This is a genomic window from Peteryoungia rhizophila (assembly GCF_004912145.1).
Taxonomy (GTDB): Bacteria; Pseudomonadota; Alphaproteobacteria; order Rhizobiales; family Rhizobiaceae; genus Allorhizobium; species Allorhizobium rhizophilum.
The window spans coordinates 492,475-510,758 of sequence record NZ_STGT01000002.1 but is presented as its reverse complement, the minus strand read 5'-3'; the positions used below and the strand labels follow the sequence as shown (position 1 = coordinate 510,758).

Annotated in this window: 16 protein-coding genes; 11 read left to right on the top strand and 5 right to left on the bottom strand. The window is 61.8% G+C overall.

Features of this window, described 5'->3' with window-relative positions:
* The first annotated feature begins 128 nt into the window (after positions 1-128).
* The 6 genes from E9677_RS08325 to E9677_RS08300 all read left to right on the top strand — a co-directional run bounded on the left by E9677_RS08325 (position 129) and on the right by E9677_RS08300 (position 8,131).
* A complete protein-coding gene (locus E9677_RS08325) occupies positions 129-1,787 on the top strand; it encodes a BCCT family transporter (RefSeq protein WP_136557632.1) in 1,659 nt (552 codons plus the stop codon).
* 217 nt (positions 1,788-2,004) lie between these two features.
* Entirely contained in the window at positions 2,005-3,834 is a 1,830-nt protein-coding gene (locus tag E9677_RS08320) for a potassium/proton antiporter (RefSeq protein WP_136557631.1), read from the top strand.
* Positions 3,835-3,918: 84 nt separating this feature from the next.
* Positions 3,919-5,118: a phosphoglycerate kinase gene (locus tag E9677_RS08315; RefSeq protein ID WP_136557630.1), complete on the top strand. Its 1,200-nt coding sequence runs from the start codon at positions 3,919-3,921 to the stop codon at positions 5,116-5,118.
* Between the two features lie 425 nt (positions 5,119-5,543).
* Complete coding sequence (locus E9677_RS08310) at positions 5,544-6,458, top strand: fructose bisphosphate aldolase (RefSeq protein ID WP_136557629.1); 915 nt, start codon at positions 5,544-5,546, stop codon at positions 6,456-6,458.
* Between the two features lie 128 nt (positions 6,459-6,586).
* Positions 6,587-7,510, top strand: a complete 924-nt coding sequence (locus tag E9677_RS08305) for a PhzF family phenazine biosynthesis protein (RefSeq protein ID WP_136557628.1) — start codon at positions 6,587-6,589, stop codon at positions 7,508-7,510.
* A gap of 177 nt (positions 7,511-7,687) precedes the next feature.
* Entirely contained in the window at positions 7,688-8,131 is a 444-nt protein-coding gene (locus tag E9677_RS08300; RefSeq protein ID WP_136557627.1) for a PACE efflux transporter, read from the top strand.
* Between the two features lie 6 nt (positions 8,132-8,137).
* Here the strand turns inward: E9677_RS08300 and E9677_RS25145 are convergent, their stop codons facing one another.
* Complete coding sequence (locus E9677_RS25145; protein WP_168801152.1) at positions 8,138-8,293, bottom strand: hypothetical protein; 156 nt, start codon at positions 8,291-8,293, stop codon at positions 8,138-8,140.
* Positions 8,294-8,499: 206 nt separating this feature from the next.
* Between E9677_RS25145 and E9677_RS08295 the strand changes: the two genes are divergently transcribed.
* The 4 genes from E9677_RS08295 to E9677_RS08280 all read left to right on the top strand — a co-directional run bounded on the left by E9677_RS08295 (position 8,500) and on the right by E9677_RS08280 (position 12,074).
* Positions 8,500-9,795 carry an MFS transporter gene (locus E9677_RS08295; RefSeq protein WP_136557626.1) on the top strand — a complete coding sequence of 432 codons (1,296 nt, stop codon included), beginning with the start codon at positions 8,500-8,502 and terminating at the stop codon, positions 9,793-9,795.
* Positions 9,792-9,986 carry a DUF1192 domain-containing protein gene (locus E9677_RS08290; protein WP_136557625.1) on the top strand — a complete coding sequence of 65 codons (195 nt, stop codon included), beginning with the start codon at positions 9,792-9,794 and terminating at the stop codon, positions 9,984-9,986. Before E9677_RS08295 ends, E9677_RS08290 begins: the two co-directional genes overlap by 4 nt.
* A gap of 352 nt (positions 9,987-10,338) precedes the next feature.
* On the top strand, positions 10,339-10,854 hold the full coding sequence (gene rcdA / locus E9677_RS08285; RefSeq protein ID WP_136557624.1) for a protease adaptor protein RcdA: 516 nt from the start codon (positions 10,339-10,341) through the stop codon (positions 10,852-10,854).
* Positions 10,855-11,006: 152 nt separating this feature from the next.
* Entirely contained in the window at positions 11,007-12,074 is a 1,068-nt protein-coding gene (locus E9677_RS08280; protein ID WP_136557623.1) for a patatin-like phospholipase family protein, read from the top strand.
* 81 nt (positions 12,075-12,155) lie between these two features.
* On the opposite strand, the gene rpmE is transcribed toward E9677_RS08280, so the two are convergent.
* Positions 12,156-12,377 (bottom strand): 50S ribosomal protein L31, encoded by a 222-nt coding sequence (gene rpmE / locus E9677_RS08275; RefSeq protein WP_112244294.1) that lies wholly within the window; start codon positions 12,375-12,377, stop codon positions 12,156-12,158.
* Between the two features lie 188 nt (positions 12,378-12,565).
* Here rpmE and E9677_RS08270 point away from each other — a divergent pair, with 188 nt between their 5' ends.
* Complete coding sequence (locus tag E9677_RS08270; RefSeq protein WP_136557622.1) at positions 12,566-14,368, top strand: ABC transporter transmembrane domain-containing protein; 1,803 nt, start codon at positions 12,566-12,568, stop codon at positions 14,366-14,368.
* A gap of 20 nt (positions 14,369-14,388) precedes the next feature.
* On the opposite strand, the gene E9677_RS08265 is transcribed toward E9677_RS08270, so the two are convergent.
* The 3 genes from E9677_RS08265 to E9677_RS08255 all read right to left on the bottom strand — a co-directional run bounded on the left by E9677_RS08265 (position 14,389) and on the right by E9677_RS08255 (position 18,187).
* On the bottom strand, positions 14,389-16,035 hold the full coding sequence (locus E9677_RS08265; protein ID WP_136557621.1) for an FAD-binding dehydrogenase: 1,647 nt from the start codon (positions 16,033-16,035) through the stop codon (positions 14,389-14,391).
* Positions 16,036-16,123: 88 nt separating this feature from the next.
* Positions 16,124-17,155: a peptidoglycan -binding protein gene (locus tag E9677_RS08260; protein WP_136557620.1), complete on the bottom strand. Its 1,032-nt coding sequence runs from the start codon at positions 17,153-17,155 to the stop codon at positions 16,124-16,126.
* Positions 17,156-18,187, bottom strand: coding sequence for a flagellar motor protein MotA (locus tag E9677_RS08255; protein WP_136557619.1), 1,032 nt, complete (start codon positions 18,185-18,187; stop codon positions 17,156-17,158).
* Positions 18,188-18,284 lie beyond the last annotated feature (97 nt).

Below are 18,284 nucleotides of genomic sequence, written 5' to 3'. Positions count from 1 at the left end.
AAGTTGCCTCTTCGAATTGTGGCGCAAATGCGGCTCTCAAAAAGGGCGCGCGCCACCACTCTGGCGCAACACTTGCGCCCATTTCGGGGCCCGATTGCCCCGTCTCACATCGAAAGGATACCGGAACATTGGCTCTCACAACGACCGATCCCGACACAGCTGTCGCTGAAGACGCGATACCGGCGCCCGAAGGGCGAACCGAGATCATCGACACGACCTACGAGATCGGTCAGGACAACATCAACTTCCGCCGCCGCTTCGTCTTCGAACTCGACATTCACAATGTCGTCTTCAGCGTCTCGGCCATCGCAATCGTGCTCTTCACCTTCCTGACGCTCGCCTTCCAGACCACGCTCGAGCCTGTCTTCACCGGCCTGCGTGACTTCCTGACCGGCAATCTCGATTGGTTCTTCCTGCTCACCGGCAACATCTTCGTGCTCGTCTGCATCGGCCTGATCCTGTCCCCGCTTGGGCGGATCCGTCTCGGCGGCCCGGATGCGCGACCGGATTACAGCAACCTCTCCTGGTTCTCGATGCTGTTTGCCGCCGGCATGGGCATCGGCCTGATGTTCTATGGTGTCTCGGAACCCATGGGCCACTTCACGGCAGCCCTCGGCGGTCCCGTCTTCGAAGATGGCGTACGTACGGACTGGGCACCGCTCGGCGGCGCAATCGGCGATCCGGAAGCGGCCCGTCGCCTTGCCATGGCCGCCACCATCTTCCATTGGGGCCTGCACCCCTGGGCGATTTACGCCGTGGTTGCACTGGCCCTTGCCCTTTTCTCCTTCAACAAGGGACTGCCACTCACCCTGCGCTCGATCTTCTATCCGATCTTCGGCGAACGGGTCTGGGGCTGGCCGGGCCATGTCATCGACATCCTCGCGGTCTTCGCCACGATCTTCGGCCTGTCCACCTCGCTCGGCATCGGTGCCCAGCAGGCGAGCGCCGGCCTGGAGTTTCTCTTCGGCATTCCCTCGACCCAGACGACGATGATCCTGCTCGTGCTCGCCATCACCTGCATCGCCATCGCCTCTGTCGTGGCCGGCATGGACAAGGGCGTCAAACTCCTGTCCGAGATCAATCTGGGCCTCGCTGCCTTGCTGCTCGTCTTCATCATCGCGGTTGGACCGACCATGCAGATCATTCAGGGCTTCTTCCTGAACCTGAAGGCCTATGCGACCTATCTGCCGGCGCTCGCCAATCCCTTCGGGCGCGAAGACACCAATTTCGCCCAGGGCTGGACGGCCTTCTATTGGGCATGGTGGATCAGCTGGTCGCCCTTCGTCGGCATGTTCATCGCCCGCGTCAGCCGTGGTCGCACGGTTCGCGGCCTCCTGACGGCTGTGCTGCTGATCCCCTCGCTTGTCTCCGTTCTCTGGATGACGGCGCTCGGTGGCACTGCGATCAGTCAGGTCGTCAATGACGGACTGAGCAGCGTTCAGGATGCAGCACTTGAACTGCAGCTGTTCGAGATGCTCGCCCATCTGCCGCTCACCGCCGTCACCTCTTTCATCGGCATCGTGCTCGTGGTGGTCTTCTTCGTCACCTCGTCCGATTCCGGCTCGCTGGTGATCGATACGATCTCGGCGGGCGGCAAGGTCAATGCCCCTGTGCCGCAGCGCGTCTTCTGGGCGACCTTCGAGGGTCTCGTCGCTGTTGCCCTGTTGCTCGGCGGTGGTCTGGTCGCCCTGCAGGCGATGGCGGTCTCCACCGGCCTGCCCTTCGCCTTCGTCCTTCTCGGCGCGAGTTATGCGCTCATCAAGGGCCTGCTCTCCGAACCGAGATAAAACTTTGTGGGGCGGATTAAAGAATTTAAATTCGCCCCACAATCATCATGATCTTGTTCCAGTTTCTTCAAGCCGTTCGGCAAGCACGAGATTACCCTGTTTGAAAATCGACCCGTCTCAGGATGGGAAACGACGACCATCGGTTTGACACCCTGATGGCCGCGGCGGACAGTGGTGGGTGTTGCCGCCCGGCCGGCATCTGGAAAGGGGAAGAGGGTTGAGCGAATTCTACGCGGTCACACTGGTTGCAACGGCCCTGGTTTTTCTGGCCGCCTTTTCGAGCCTGATCGCCTTTCGCTTCGGCGCCCCTCTCCTTCTTCTCTTCCTCACGATCGGCCTCGCTGCGGGCGTCGATGGCCTGGGGATCGTGTTTTCCAACTTCCCGCTCGCCTATGTGGTCGGTTCGCTCGCCCTGGCGGTGGTACTCTTCGATTCCGGCTATGGCACGTCGCTGCAGTCCTTTCGCCTGTCGGCCGCACCGGCGCTGACGCTCGCGACCTTCGGCGTGCTCCTGACCACGCTCCTCCTCGGCCTCGCCGCCCACTTGCTCTTTGGCTTCAGTTATCTCGAAGGCCTGCTGCTCGGCGCCATCCTCGCCTCCACCGACGCGGCGGCAGTCTTCTTCCTCCTGCGCATCGGCGGCATCAACATCCGTGACCGCGTCCGCTCCACACTGGAAGTCGAATCCGGCACCAACGACCCGATGGCAATCTTCCTTGCCATCGCTCTGGTCGAACTCATCTCCAACGGCAGCGGCGCAGACGGTCTCTCTCTCGAATTGCTCAGGCTCTTCGTCGAACAGATGGGAATCGGCCTGATCCTCGGCCTCGCCGGCGGTGCGTCGATCGCCTTCATTTTGCGCCGGCTGCATATCGAACAGGGTCTCGCCCCGATCTTCATGCTGGCCATCGCTCTGATGATCTTCTCATTCACCGGCCTGATCGGCGGCAGCGGCTTCCTGGCGGTCTATGTCGCGGGCATCTATGCCGGGTCTCGCAAGCTGCCCGCAACGGTCGCGATCAAGCGTTTCCAGGATGGCATGACATGGCTGGCCCAGATCATCATGTTCCTGGTGCTCGGGCTTCTCGCGACGCCCTCGCAATTCCCGGAAATCCTGTTACCCGCCGTCCTGCTTGCGCTCTTCCTGGTCTTCGTCGCGCGTCCGCTTGCCGTCTGGCTTTGCCTCCTGCCCTTCGATTTCACCCAGCGCGAAACCGGCTTCATCGCTTGGGTCGGTCTGCGCGGAGCCGTGTCGATCCTGCTCGGCATCGTGCCGGTGGTCGGCAACATGGAAAACGGCCAGATCTTCTTCAACACGGCCTTCATCGTCGTCATGATCTCGCTCGTTCTTCAAGGCTGGACCATCAAGCCTCTGGCCAAGCGTCTCGCCCTGATCATCCCGCCACGCATCGGCGCGATCGACAAGGTCGAGCTCGATCTGCCGGGCACGGCCAACCACGAACTTCTGGCCTACCGCGTCGTCGCGCGCAGCCCCGTCCTGCGTGGCGAGCGTATACCGCGCTGGGCCATGCCGTCGCTCGTCATCCGCGACGGCAAGTCGATGCGCTACCAGTACGCAGGACGCCTGCGCGAGAACGACCAGGTCTATCTTTTCATCGCCCCGAGCTATTCCAAGCTGCTCGACCGCCTCTTTGCGACAGAAGCACCGGTCGCGGAAGATGACGGCGAATTCTTCGGCACATTTGCCATCTCGCCCGCCAGCCATGTTCGCGATATCGACGAGGCCTATGGCCCACTCTCGATCTCCGACAGTGAGCGCAGCAAGACGATCGCCGAACTGATCACCCAGCGCGTCGGTGGCCGACCCGACTACGCCGATCGGGTGCGACTGGGTACCATCGTGCTCATCGTCCGCGATATCGACGAACACGGCCACATCGCGTCCGTCGGCGTTTCCATGGAGCCTGTAGAGCCAGCCACGACATGGCCGATCTTCCTGAATATCCGCGAACTCGCCCATGCGCTGCGCGATTATCTGCGTCGAAAACGCGCCGCGATCAGCGCGCAGCAGACCGGCGAAAAATGACGCCGCTCGCCTTGCGCCGTCACGTAAGCGGTGTAAGGTCCCGCCCGTCAGCCCAGTTCAACAGCATTTCAGACGGGTAAATCCATGCCGGCTTTCAAGACACTCGACGATCTCACCGACATCGCAGGCAAGCGCATTCTTGTCCGCGTAGACCTCAACGTTCCCGTCACGGACGGCAAGGTATCCGACACCACCCGCATCGAACGCGTGGCGCCGACGATCCTGGAACTGTCGGAGAAGGGCGCCAAGGTCATCCTGCTCGCGCATTTCGGCCGTCCGAAAGGCGAGCCGGTTGCCGACCAGTCTCTGTCGCTGATCGCCCCGTCCGTCGAGGAAGTACTCGACCAGCGCGTCGCCTTCGCCTCCGATTGCATCGGCGCGCCGGCCGCTGATGCCATTGCCGCCATGAATGACGGCGATATCCTGCTTTTGGAAAACACCCGTTTCCACAAGGGCGAAGAGAAGAACGAAGCCGGCTTCGTCGCAGAACTCGCCAAGAACGGCGACATCTACGTCAACGACGCCTTCTCCGCCGCCCACCGCGCGCATGCCTCGACGGAAGGCATCGCCCATCACCTGCCGGCCTATGCCGGCCGCACCATGCAGGCCGAACTCGAAGCGCTCGAAAAGGGCTTGGGACAGCCGACCCGTCCGGTCGTTGCCATCGTCGGCGGCGCCAAGGTCTCGACCAAGATCGACCTGCTCTCCAACCTTGTGACCAAGGTCGACGCGCTCGTCATCGGCGGCGGCATGGCCAATACCTTCATCGCCGCCCAGGGCATCAATGTCGGCAAGTCGCTCTGCGAGCATGACCTCGCCGAAACCGCGCTTGCGATCATGGAGACGGCAAAGACCGCCGGCTGTGCCATCGTGCTGCCGGTCGACGGCGTCGTCGCCCGGGAGTTCAAGGCAAATGCCGCCAACGAGACGGTAGACGTCACAGCTATCCCGGCCGATGCCATGATGCTCGACGTCGGCCCGAAATCGATCGAACTGGTCAATGACTGGATCGGCAAGGCTGCGACGCTGGTGTGGAACGGTCCGCTCGGCGCCTTCGAGATCACGCCCTTCGACAAGGCGACCGTCTCGGCGGCACTGCATGCCGCCGAACAGACCAAGGCCGGCAAGCTCGTCTCCGTTGCCGGCGGCGGCGATACCGTGTCTGCGCTGAACCATGCCGGCGTTGCCGACGATTTCTCCTACGTCTCGACGGCAGGCGGCGCCTTCCTCGAATGGATGGAAGGCAAGGAACTCCCGGGCGTGGCCGTGCTCACCAAGGGCTGATCCGCCTCCCGACAAGCAAAGCATTGATAAACCGCGTGTCCCAAGGCACGCGGTTTTTTCGTGTCCGGCGTCATTGGGCTGCACCTGCATCAATGTTAGCATGCCTGCAAAAGGAACAGCGCGGCTTCGAACGGGTTCTCCTGAGTGAGGAAACGCTCTCATCAGGCCCGTTTGGCATGGCAATTTCTGTGCCGTTTGAAATGGATTTAAAAATCTTTGAATTTTCAAACGATTGAAACGATTTCAATCGTTTCAATAGCTTAGCCACCCATTTTCCCATTGCGGAAGTTCTGTTATCGCCGAAGTCATCACGGTCTTGAAGGACCGATAGGCGGTCAGGGAGTGACCGGCACGGCGAAAGAGCCGTCACCAGATGCAGAGATTGTGCGGCGCTACGGTGCCATGTTCAGGGATAGGAGTGAGATATGGTGGACGCGAAAATGTTGAACAAGATCACCTCGGCGCCCGGCTTTATCGCGGCGCTGGATCAGAGTGGAGGTTCGACACCCGGCGCACTGCGTCTCTATGGCATCGCCGAAAACGACTATCAGGGCGACGACGAGATGTACCGCCTGATCCACGCCATGCGCGTACGCATCATGAAGGCACCGGCCTTCACGGGCGACAAGGTCATCGGCGCGATCCTCTTCGAACGCACCATGGATGGCGATGTGGATGGCGAACCGGTCCCCGCTTATCTCTGGGAAAAGCGTGGCGTCGTGCCTTTCCTGAAGATCGACAAGGGCCTGCTCGATGAAGAAAGCGGCGTGCAGAAGATGAAGCCGATGCCCGATCTCGACGCGCTGCTGATCCGCGGTCGCGAGAAGGGCATCTTCGGCACCAAGATGCGTTCGGTGATCGCCCATGCCGACAAGGCCGGCATTGCCGCCGTCGTCAAGCAGCAGTTCGAAGTCGCGCGCCAGATCATCGGCCAGGGTCTGGTGCCGATCGTCGAGCCTGAAGTGTCGATCAAAAGCCCGACCAAGGTTGAAGCGGAAGCCATCCTGCGCGACGAGATCGCGAGCGAACTCGACAAACTGCCGGCCGGCGACAAGGTCATGCTGAAGCTCACCATCCCGACGGTCGCCGATTTCTATGCCCCGCTGGTCGCCCACAAGTCCGTCGTGCGCGTCGTCGCCCTTTCCGGTGGTTACAGCAGGGTGGATGCCTGCGAGAAACTCCGCCATAACCACGGCATGATCGCGAGCTTCTCGCGCGCGCTGGCCGAACAGCTGCGCGTCTCCATGAGCGACGCGGAGTTCAACACCAGCATCGCAAAGACGATCGATGAGATCTATGCCGCGAGCGTGGACAAGACGGGTGCAATGGCAGCCGAGTAATCGGCCGGTGTTTGAAAGCCGTTCAGGCGCGACCGCCAGAACCTAAACTTGTCATCAGGACACGAAAGCCCGGCCACGCGCCGGGCTTCTTGCTTTAACAATGCGCGGGCCAAACATCGGAGCCATCCATGCCTTCCGCCACCCGGGCCATCCCCTTCGTCACCGTCGACGTCTTCACCGACACGCGCTTTGCCGGCAATCCGCTGGCCGTCATCATGGATGCCAGGGATCTCAGTGGACCGGAGATGCAGCAGATCGCCGCCGAGTTCGGCTATTCGGAGACGACCTTCGTCCTGCCGCCAAGCAACCCGCAGAACACGGCAGAGATCCGGATCTTCACGCCTGTCACCGAGGTCCCCTTTGCCGGCCATCCGAATGTCGGCACCGCCCATGTGCTGGCCACTGCAGGCAGCGTCTACGGCAAGCCCGTTGGCGACCATATCCGCTTCGAGGAGAAGGCCGGACTCGTTGAGATTGCAGTCAGCCGCGATGCCGAAGGCAAGGTTGCCGAAACCACGATCCGCGCGCCGGGGCCGCTGACGATAGGCGCAAGGGTTCCTGCGCCCGTCATGGCGCCCTGCATCGGCTTGACGGAAGAAGACATCGTGACCCGTCAGCACGAACCGCTCTTCGCCTCCGTCGGCCTGAAATTCATCCTGGTCGAAGTGGCGAGCCTCGAAGCCCTCGGCCGGGCGAGCCCGCGACTGGACCCGCTTGAGGCGCTCCGCGCCAACCACGAGAACGAGAACTGCGACTGCGCCACTTTCCAGTACACCTGGGTCGGCCCCGATCATGTCCGGGCCCGCATGTTCGCGCCTTTCGACAATGTCGCGGAAGATCCGGCAACCGGCAGCGCCTCGGCCGCACTCGGCGCCTTCCTCAGCACCCTCGCCCCCGCGCCGACCGAGAGACGTCTCCTGATAGAACAGGGTGTGGAAATGGGCCGGCCAAGCCTCATCGGCGTGACTGTCACCACATTGGCCGGGAGGTTCGACCGGGTGGAGATCAGCGGAAGCTCCGTGACCGTCATGCGGGGCGAACTCACCCTGTGACCCGAAGGCAACCACCGACGGGATAACGCACAATCCTTATGCTGTTGCTGAAAAGATCAGCAATACATTCTTGCCGCTTCCAACCATTGCGCCTATATCCTCCAGCGAGGACGACCTCCCCTGTCAGGGACTTTATCGAACGCGGGACGACCCGCCTGTTTTCCCGGAGGGAAGAACATGCGCACCGCCGCAGACCGCATTCGTCACGCCATCAGCTTCGAACTTCTTGGCCTTGCCCTGATCATACCGATCGGCAGCTGGGCCTTTTCCATGCCAGTCGCCGATATCGGCATTGTCGGCGTCGTCAGCGCCACGCTCGCGACCGCCTGGAACTACATCTACAATCTGGGCTTCGACCACGTCCTGCAGCGCTACACCGGGACCACGCTGAAGACTGTCGGCATGCGGGTCGCCCATGCCGCACTCTTCGAGGCAGGCCTGCTGATGATCCTCATGCCATTCATCGCCTGGTATCTGGGGATCAGCCTCTGGCACGCCTTCGTGATGGACGTCGCCTTCGCGCTTTTCTACATGGTCTATGCCTTCGCCTTCAACTGGGGCTATGACCGCCTCTTCCCGCTGCCGGAATGGCAGGACGCACAGGAAGCAGGCAAGGTCTGAGGGCCATCAGGGCCGGATCAGGAGCGTGACCGACCAGGTGACGAAGGCGACAACCGCGAGCTTCCAGAAGTCGCCTCGGCGCCGGAGCCCCGGCAGCCCGAGCGGCTTGATCAGTTGAACGATCATCGCCAGGATCAGAAAGGCAGAAATGGCCTTGGTCATCGACATTCCTTGTGGACGTGCATCTGCGGGCGGCCAGACGGCGCGTGAAGCAGCAGGTCAGCCACAACCATGTCACTTTTGCCCGCCAGAAAGTCATCCTGCAAGCACCAAGCGTCGCATTCAGATTACGGTAGGAAGATCAGTCTACTGTGAACGAAACACGCAGCTCCGTCCGGACGCCACCCACTCCAATCGACAAGAATGCCATGAGACGTAATCTTCTGCCGGTAATGGCCCTGCTCCTGGGCACGCTTTTCCTGTTCCTCGGAAACGGCCTCCATGGTCTGCTCCTGCCCGTGCGGGGTGCCGCCGAGGGTTACTCGAACGAGGTGCTTGGTCTGCTCGGGACCACCTGGGCCGCCGGCTTCGTGCTCGGCTGCTTCGTCTCGCCGAAGCTCGTGATGCGTGTCGGCCATGTCCGGGCCTTCTCGACCTTCGTCGCCCTGATTCTGGTGAACGCGCTCCTCACCGGCATCGTCGTTGATGCCTATTGGTGGGTGGCGCTCCGCGTCATTACCGGCTTCTGCACCGCTGGCACCTCGATGATCATCGAGAGCTGGCTGAACGAGCGCGCGACCAATGAGAGCCGCGGCATGATCTTCTCCTTCTACATCTCGATCACGCTGATCGGGGTGGTCGGAGGACAGATGCTGGTCGGCATCTTCGATCCGGCGACGACCATCCTCTTCATGATCTGCGGCATCGTCTATGGCTTCGCGATCATGCCGACGCTGATGTCGACGGCAGCCACGCCACAGCCGCTCCGGTCCATCAAGCTCGATCTGCCACTGCTCTACCGCAACTCGCCCGTATCCTTCATCGGCATCCTCATGATCGGCATCGCCAATGGCGCCTATGGCACGCTCGGGGCCGTCTTTGGATCACGCGTCGGTCTCGACCCGTCGACCATAGCGTTGCTCCTGTCGGTCACGATCTTCCTCGGCGCCATCATGCAGTTTCCGGCCGGCAAACTGTCCGACCGCATCGATCGCCGCTACGTGTTGGCAGCACTCTCGGCGCTCGCCGCCTTCGCGGCGCTCGCCATGGTCGCCATCATGCCTTCTGATCCGCTCTGGATTTTCATTTTCGTCGGCATTTACGGCGCCGCCGCCAATGCGCTCTATCCGATAGCCGTGGCGCATGCGAACGACTTCGCCAAACCCGACGAGTTCGTGAAGGTGTCAGGCGGCCTGCTTCTACTCTTCGGCATCGGCACGATCATCGGACCGACGCTGGGTGGTCCCGTCATGACCGCTGCCGGTCCCTATGCTCTCTTTGCGGTGACCGCGATCGCTCACCTGCTTATCTCGGCCTATGCCATCTATCGCAGCCGGACACGCGCCGCGATCCCGGCCGAGGATCGTGAAAACGTGCCGAACCTGCCCATCTCCGCATCGCCGATGAGCAGCACGCCGGAAGGCTTGAGCCTCGATCCGCGCGCTGCGCCGTTCCCGGAGGAGGAAGCGTTCGATGAGGAGCAACGGAGGGAGGAACACCCATGATAAGGGACGAGGAGCCTGCCAAGCGCAGAAATGAACACGAACTCGGGTGTGACCTGTCCAGCATTTCCGCAGATGAATTGCGGCACCGGATCAGTCTGCTCGAAGCGGAGATTGATCGAATCAAAAGCGAGATCGACCGCAAGGATGCAGGCCGGAAAGCCGCCGACAGCCTCTTCGGCCCCAAAGTATAACGGGTGAAATCCTCAGAAACGACCGGAAATGAACGCCTTTTCACGTTTGCGTTTACTTCACGTTAAGCATTTTACGGGAAACTATGTTCATCCAGAGCTCCTGGATTCAGGCAGTTCATCTCATTCGGTGAGCCTCTGATTTTCCCTGTTTTACCTTGAGAGCCGCATTTGCGGCTCTTTTTTTGTCCCATTTGCCAAAGGTTTCACGAAAGTGTGGGAATTAACCCTTCCTTAAGTTTCGCCTTGCGGATTTGGGCTATTGGTAGCATCGTGGCCTCACAAAATGCGACAGGAACAAGTTCGTACCACTGTCGTTACATGCCTTAAGTGATGCGTTTACAGGGAAACATCCATGTCGGAACTCGGTATGAATACGGTTAGCTTCGCCGGTCGCGTCGCAGCGTCCAGCCAGTTCAAGGCGACCTATGCCGAGGGCATGGGTCTGGTCGAAGAAACGGCTGCCTATCTCGATGGCCCGGGCCGCGCAGCCGCCAAGGTTCTGCCGCGCCAGGCATCGGTTCTCTACGCTGCGGAGTCGATGCGCCTGACCACGCGTCTAATGCAGATGGCCTCCTGGCTGCTGCTGCAGCGTGCCGTCAACAACGGCGAGATGAGCCGCGATCAGGTTCTCTCCGAAAAGAGCAAGGTGCGCCTGGACGGCTTCAACGTCGATCGTTCCGCCCCAGGCTGGCACGACCTGCCGGAATCCTTCCGCGACCTCGTGGAGCGTTCGCTCCGCCTGCAGAACCGCATCGCCCTGCTCGACCGGGAAATCTATCGTCCGGCTGAAGAAGAATTCCAGCCCGACAACGAAAACAGCGTCCAGGCTCAGTTGAACCTGCTGCGCACCGCCTTCAACGCAGGCTGATCAAGCCAACAAGCACCACCTCGAACCCGGCCAGCAAACGTTGGCCGGGTTTTTTGCTGTCAATTTTCCTAAAATTGATTGTATCGACTGGATGTTTACAACTTTAAATATTATGCGACACTGATCCCCGTTCCAAACACCGGGAGAGGTCCATGACCAAATTCATCTTGTCTATTGATGGTGGCGGCATCAGGGGCGTGATCCCCGCCGTCGTGTTGACCGTTCTGGTCAAGAAGCTGGCAGACAGAAACAAGACCCTGCCGCTGCATCGCTACTTCCATCTCATCGCGGGCACTTCGACTGGCGCGATCATCGCCGCAGGCCTCACCTGCCCTCGCCCCGGGCACCCAAAGGAGCCCGCGGCTGACCCGCAGACCCTGCTTGCCCTTTACAAGAATAAGGGACCGAAGATCTTCGACATCGGCCTGTTCCGAAAGATGGCCAATTTCGGCGGGCTGTTCGAGGAACGCTATAGCGCCGCGGCCCTCGAGAAGATTCTGACCGACATGCTGGGCAAGACATCAGAGATCAAGGACGCCCTCGCCAAGGTTCTGATCACGGCCTACGACATCCACGCACGCCGAGCCGTGTTCATGACCAATGCCGACAAGGACCACGAGCGCTTCTACTTCTGGCAGGCGGTCCGCGGGTCCTCGGCAGCACCCACCTATTTCGAACCCGGCCTCGTCGAAGATCTCACCCGCACCGCGCATGGCCAGACACCGATGCTTCCCTTGATCGACGGTGGCGTCTTCGCCAACGATCCCGCCATGGCGGCCTATGTCGAAGGATCCAAGCTCGGCTGGCGGGAAAACGGGGACGAAATGGTGATCCTCTCGCTCGGAACCGGTTCGGCAAACCGGAAGATCCCCTATCAGCAGGCCAAGAGCTGGGGCGCCGGTGGCTGGATCAACCCGGCCAACGACACGCCGTTGATCTCCGTCCTCATGCAGGGTCAGTCGAGCACCGCATCCTATCAGTTGAACAAGCTGCTCAACCGCGAGCCGCCTTCATTTGCCGAGGGGGCAACGGTCGTGACCCTCGCGAATCGGAAGGGGCTCAACTACTTCCGGCTCGATGCACCGCTGGTCGGTGTGAATGATGCCTTGGATGACGCCACGCCGGGCAATATTGCAGATCTGGAGAAATTCGGGCGTACGCTGGCCGAGAAACACGATCTCGCCCTGGAAGAAATTGCCGACCGCATCACGGCGACCTAATCCCCATCGTTCAGAGCCTGCCCGAAACGACAAAGCCCGGCGCGAAGGCCGGGCTTTTCGTATGCGGATCGTTCGAAACGATTAGAGGCCGAGGCCACCGAAACGCTTGTTGAACTTGGAAACGCGACCACCGCGGTCCAGCATTGCCTGGTTGCCGCCGGTCCATGCCGGGTGCGAGGTGGGGTCGATTTCGAGGTTCATGACGGCGCCTTCCGAACCCCAGGTCGAACGAGTCTGGTATTCGGTGCCGTCGGTCATGACGACCTTGATGACGTGGTAGTCGGGATGGATGTCAGCCTTCATCGCTCTATTCCTGCTGTGCCGTGGGGTCCATTTGCCGCAATTGCCTCGGCAGAACCTATTCAATAGATGAAGCCGCAGTCCGTCTGAGCTACGGCTTCCCAATTCGATGCCGTGCCTATACATGAAGGATGCAGGGATAACAAGTGCCATGGCGCGAAAGCCCGTGTGCGCTGAAGGAGCATGACAGAGTGACCTCGGAAGCAGACAATACAGACAAGAAACGCCGCTCTCTGAAGCCTCTGACCAGTCTCTATCCCTATCTGAGCAACTACCGCGGACTGGTCGCCGGCGCCCTTATCTTCCTCTGCCTCGCAGCCGCAACGACCCTTGCCCTGCCGATCGCCATTCGTCGCATGCTCGATCACGGCTTCCAGGCATCCGACAGCGCTTTCATCAACCGATACTTCGCCATGATGATCGTCATGGCCATAGTCCTCGCGGTGGCAAGCGCCCTGCGCTACTACTATGTCATCACCATCGGCGAGCGCGTGGTCGCTGACCTTCGCCGGGATGTCTTTGCCCATGTCACCCGGTTGTCTCCCTCCTTCTTCGACATCAATCAATCGGGCGAAATCGTCTCCCGCCTGACCGCCGACACGACCCAGCTGAAGTCCGCGGTCGGCGCGACGGCTTCGCTTGCCCTGCGCAACACCATCCTCTGTCTCGGTGCCGTCGTCATGATGATCGCGACGAGCCCGAAACTCTCGATCATGGTGCTGGCGGCAATCCCGATCATCGTCTTTCCGCTGGTCGGATTCGGCCGCTCCGTGCGTCAGCGCTCCCGCGCCGCCCAGGACACCCTGGCCGAAGCTTCGTCCTATGCCGGCGAGGTGATCGGCGCGGCGCGCACCCTTCAGGCCTTCAATGCCGAAGAGGGGGCCCGGGAACGCTACTCCTCATCCGTCGAGAGCGCCTACGAGGCCGCCCGCTCTGCGATCAAATCCCGCTCGCTTCTGACGGGCGTCGCGATTGCGCTCGTCTTCGGCAGCGTCGTCGGCGTCCTCTGGTATGGCGCCCAGAGCGTGCTGGCCGGCTCCATGAGCGGCGGCACGCTCGGCCAGTTCCTCCTCTATTCCCTGATCGCCGCAGGCTCGCTCGGCACGTTGTCGGAAGTCTGGGGCGAACTCTCCCAGGCCGCGGGTGCCGCCGAGCGCCTGCATGAACTGCTGGAAGAACATCCGGCGATCGCCGCACCTGCCCTGCCCAAGGCGTTGCCCGAACCGGCAAAGGGTAGTGTCGCCTTCGACGATGTCCATTTCTCCTATCCATCCGCCAAGACAAAATCGGCGCTCAACGGCCTTTCTTTCTCGGTCGCCCATGGCGAGACGGTCGCGATCGTCGGTCCGTCCGGCGCCGGCAAGAGCACGATCTTCTCGCTGATCCTGCGCTTCTACGATCCCGCCTCTGGCTCGATCCGGCTCGATGGCGTCGATATCCGCGAGGCCGATCCGCAGGCCGTGCGCGCCCGCATTGCGATCGTCCCGCAGGACACGACGATCTTTGCCACGTCGATCCACGAAAACATCGCCTTCGGCACGCCAAATGCATGCCGCGGCATGGTGGAAGCAGCAGCAGAAGCTGCCCAGGCATTCGAGTTCATCGGGCGTCTGGAAAACGGCTTCGACACGATCGTCGGCGAACGCGGTGTGACGCTGTCCGGCGGCCAGCGCCAGCGCATTGCGATCGCCCGCGCCCTGCTCCGCGACGCACCTCTTCTCCTGCTCGACGAAGCCACCTCGGCACTCGACGCAGAGAGCGAGACCTTGGTGCAGAAGGCGCTTGACGGACTGATGCGCGATCGGACGACCATCGTCATCGCTCACCGGCTGGCAACCGTGTTGAAGGCCGATCGCATCCTCGTGCTCGACGACGGCCGGATCGTCGAGGAAGGCACCCACCAGAGCCTGATCCAGCAGAGCGGCCTCTACGCGAAACTCGCTCGCCTGCAGTTCGAGACCGGCGGCCGCGATTTCACCGTAGCCGCCCAGTAGTGCCGCGACGGACGGCCTATTTACCGTCCGGCGCTGCGTCCCGCCACCAATCCGGAATACAGGCAGCCCCCCAGGAAGGTACCTTCCAGGGCGTTGTAACCATGCATGCCACCGCCGCCGAAGCCGGAGACCTCGCCGGCCGCGTAAAGCCCCGGCACCGGCTTGTTCTCCCGGTTGAGGACCCGACCTTCGAGATCGGTATGAACCCCGCCCAATGTCTTGCGGGTGAGGATATGCAGCCGGACGCCGATCAAGGGCCCGGCCGCCGGATCGAGCAGCCTGTGCGGTTTGGCCGTGCGCATCAGCTTGTCACCGAGATAATTCCGGGCACCGCGGATGGCCACGACCTGTGCATCCTTGGAAAATCGGTTGCTCATCTCCCTGTCCCGCGCCTCGATCTGCGCACGGATATGATGCACGCCGAGCCGGTGCTCCCCAGTGAGTTCGTTCATGCCCGATACCAGATCCTCGAGACTGTCGCGAACGACGAAGTCCTCCCCCTTGTCCATGAAGGCCTGTACGGGACCGGGCGGATTCTTGCCGAGCCGCTGCAGAAGCAACGGGATGTTCTTGTCCGTGAGATCCGGATTCTGCTCTGAGCCCGATAGCGCGAACTCCTTCTTGATGATCGCCCTGTTCAGGATGAACCACGAATAGTCATGGCCGCGCGACCGAATTGCGCTCAGCGTGGCCAACGTATCGAAGCCGGGCAAGGCCGGTGGCGGGAAACGTTTTCCATCCGCATCGCACCAGAAGGATGACGGCCCGGGCAGGATGCGGATCCCGTGGTTCGGCCAGATCGGATCCCAGTTCTTGAGGCCCTCGGTGTAATGCCACATACGGTCGCCATTGATAATCTCGCCACCGACCGCCTGTGTGATCGAGAGCATCCGCCCATCTACATGGGCGGGCACGCCGGCCACCATCTTCTTCGGCGGCGCGCCGAGGCGATCCACCGGCCAGCTCTTGCGGACGAGATCGTGGTTGCCGCCGATACCACCCGACGCCACGATCACGGCACCGGCCCGCACCTCGAAGTCACCGACGACATTGCGCGAACTGGAACCGCCACGTGGCGTGGCGTCGCCCGCCAAAAGCACACCGGCGGCCCCGGTCACGGTACCGTCCGAGACGACCAGCCGATCGACCTGATGGCGGAAGAGGAAGCTGAGCTTGCCCTGGTCGGCGGCAGCCCGGGCACGCCGGGTGAAGGGCGCGAGCACGCCGGGTCCCGTACCCCAGGTGACATGGAAACGCGGCACCGAATTGCCATGACCATCGGCCTGACCGCCACCCCGCTCCGCCCAGCCCACGACAGGGAACCAGCTGACACCCTGGCTCTTCAGCCAGCTGCGCTTCTCACCGGCGGCAAATTGCAGATAGGCTTCCGCCCATTGCCGCGGCCAGAAATCTTCGATGCGATCGAAACCTGCCGATCCGAACCAATCCTGCCGCGCGAGCTCGATACTGTCCCGGATCCCCATGCGCCGCTGTTCCGGACTGTCGACCAGAAAGAGGCCGCCGAGCGACCAGAAGGCCTGTCCGCCGAGGTTCTGTTCACCCTCTTGGTCAATCAGCCCGACTTTGAGGCCACGGTCGGTGGCCTCCGTAGCAGCCACGAGACCAGCCAGCCCGCCTCCGATGACGACGACGTCGAATTCTTGCATGCAAGCCTCCCGCTCCGCCGCGATCTTACCTTTACGCGCACGTAATGCATCCCACAAATTGTGGGGAGAGCAAACGAATTTGCTAGGCTCAGCGCTCGGTGAGTTTGAGTTCGATGCGACGGTTTTGCGAGAGGACGTCGGGTGTGTCACCCTCGGCGATCGGCTGGAATTCCCCGAAACCGGCGGCAACCAGTCTATTGGCTGGAACGCCTTGGGAAATCAGGTACTTGACCACAGATGTAGCTCGGGCCGAGGAGAGCTCCCAATTGTCCCGGTAACGGCCCGTTCCCGTCAGCGGCGACGCATCCGTATGGCCGTCGACCCTGAGCACCCAGTTGATCTCGGCGGGAATTTCCTGCGCCAGTTCGAGAATGGCCGCCGCGAGCTTGCCCATTTCCGCCTGGCCCGCCGTATCGAGATCGGCGCCGCCGACCGGGAACAGGACTTCCGACTGGAAGACGAAGCGGTCGCCGACGATCCGGATGTTTTCGCGGTCCGATAGGATCTCGCGAAGACGCCCGAAGAAGTCCGACCGATAGCGATTGAGCTCCTGGACGCGCTGGGCGAGCGCCACGTTGAGACGACGACCGAGGTCGGAGATACGGGCCTGCGATGCCTGGTCCTTCGCCTCGGATGCCTGGAGGGCTTCCTCGACCGCCCCGATCTGCGCTCTGAGTGCTGCGATCTGCTGGTTGAGGAGCTCGATCTGGCTCATTGCACGGGCACTGACCTGCCGCTCGGCATCGAGTTCGCCGGTGAGCCGTCCTACCTTTTCATCGGCCACCGCGGTAGATCCGGCGCCGCTTTCGAGCAGTTGTTGCAGCCGGGTTCTCTCGCTTTCGGAGGAAGACAATGACGACTGGAGAGAGGCCAGCGTGTCCTCGAGGTCCTGATTGCCGCTCTTTTCGAGCGCCAGCAATTGTGTGAGTTCCGCAATCTGGCTGTTCAGGCGGTTGAGCACCTCGTCCTTGCCCGAGATCTCGCGGCCCAAAATGAACTGGGCGACGACGAACACTGTGAGCAGGAACATGATGGCAAGCAGCAGCGTCGACAGGGCATCGACGAAGCCAGGCCAATAATCGACCCCGCGGTCACGGCGGCGGTTGCGCCCGAGCGCCATTTACTTCGCCCCGCTGATCTTGTCGTTCAGTCGGTCAAGCGTCTTGCGCATGGCACGCGCGTCCTCCTGCTGGGCCTCGATCCAGTCTCGCAGCATCTGCTGCTCATTGCGCATGTTCTTGACCAGACCCTGGATGCCCTCGGCAAGGCCGGCGATGGCAGCAACCGAGCGATCATTCCCGTCCTTGCTGCCGAGCTTCTGGATCTCGGCGACGAGAAGCTGGATGTCCTCGCTGGCAACCGTAGCGCTGCCGTCGGAAACGACCGCGCGTTCGGAATCCACATCGGTGACGGAGGAAAGCCAGTTTTCGAGTTCGACGTAGAACCGGTTCTGCGCTCGCCCCGCCTGCAGGTCGAGGAAGCCGAGGATCAGCGAACCGGAAAGGCCGAGCAGCGAAGACGAGAACGCCGTGCCCATGCCGGCGAGCGGTGCCGTGAGGCCCGACTTCAGCGACTGAAGCACGTCATTGCTCTCGCCCGACGCCGGATCGAGAGACGCGATGACCTCGTTGATTGACCCGATCGTTCCGAGCAGACCCCAGAAGGTACCGAGAAGGCCGAGAAAGACAAGCAGACCGATCAGGTAGCGGCTGGTGTCACGGGATTCGTCGAGGCGTGTCCCGATCGAATCGAGGATGGAGCGCAAGGCGGTGGTGGAGATCGCCATGGAGCGGCGACCGCCGATCAAGGCACGCATGGGGGCGAGAAGCTTCGGCTCGCGCCCGACCAGGGAGGCATTGTCGCCAGCGGCACGGAAAGAGTTGAACCAGCGCACTTCGGGCCTGAGCGCCAGCACCTGAGTGAAGACCAGGATGATGCCGACGGCGAGCACGCCGAGGATGAGGCCGTTCAGCCCCGGATTGGTCACGAAGGCCGCATGCGCCTGCCGGTAGAGGATGGCCGCGATGAAACACACGATGATCAGGAAGATCACCATGGTCGTGAAGAAGGGCATCGGGCTGGAGAGTTTCTGGCCGTATGCTCCCGGGCGGGTTTCACCCACCTCGAGATCCTCCAACTTCACTTTCGCCATGATACGCTCAACCTCCGGGGAATCTTGGACCGGAGGCTAGTGCAAAAATGAGACGAATTGAAGCCGCGGACCTTGGGAAAACTTTCCCTATACAGGG

Excerpts from the sequence above, each read along its gene's own strand:
- rpmE (WP_112244294.1), bottom strand. The coding sequence starts at position 12,377 with ATGAAGGCTGACATCCATCCCGACTACCACGTCATCAAGGTCGTCATG.
- E9677_RS08260 (WP_136557620.1), bottom strand. The coding sequence starts at position 17,155 with ATGGCGCTCGGGCGCAACCGCCGCCGTGACCGCGGGGTCGATTATTGG.
- E9677_RS25145 (WP_168801152.1), bottom strand. The coding sequence starts at position 8,293 with ATGACCAAGGCCATTTCTGCCTTTCTGATCCTGGCGATGATCGTTCAA.
- E9677_RS08255 (WP_136557619.1), bottom strand. The coding sequence starts at position 18,187 with ATGGCGAAAGTGAAGTTGGAGGATCTCGAGGTGGGTGAAACCCGCCCG.
- E9677_RS08280 (WP_136557623.1), top strand. The coding sequence starts at position 11,007 with ATGACCAAATTCATCTTGTCTATTGATGGTGGCGGCATCAGGGGCGTG.
- E9677_RS08315 (WP_136557630.1), top strand. The coding sequence starts at position 3,919 with ATGCCGGCTTTCAAGACACTCGACGATCTCACCGACATCGCAGGCAAG.
- E9677_RS08310 (WP_136557629.1), top strand. The coding sequence starts at position 5,544 with ATGGTGGACGCGAAAATGTTGAACAAGATCACCTCGGCGCCCGGCTTT.
- E9677_RS08300 (WP_136557627.1), top strand. The coding sequence starts at position 7,688 with ATGCGCACCGCCGCAGACCGCATTCGTCACGCCATCAGCTTCGAACTT.
- E9677_RS08290 (WP_136557625.1), top strand. The coding sequence starts at position 9,792 with ATGATAAGGGACGAGGAGCCTGCCAAGCGCAGAAATGAACACGAACTC.
- E9677_RS08305 (WP_136557628.1), top strand. The coding sequence starts at position 6,587 with ATGCCTTCCGCCACCCGGGCCATCCCCTTCGTCACCGTCGACGTCTTC.
- rcdA (WP_136557624.1), top strand. The coding sequence starts at position 10,339 with ATGTCGGAACTCGGTATGAATACGGTTAGCTTCGCCGGTCGCGTCGCA.
- E9677_RS08295 (WP_136557626.1), top strand. The coding sequence starts at position 8,500 with ATGAGACGTAATCTTCTGCCGGTAATGGCCCTGCTCCTGGGCACGCTT.
- E9677_RS08265 (WP_136557621.1), bottom strand. The coding sequence starts at position 16,035 with ATGCAAGAATTCGACGTCGTCGTCATCGGAGGCGGGCTGGCTGGTCTC.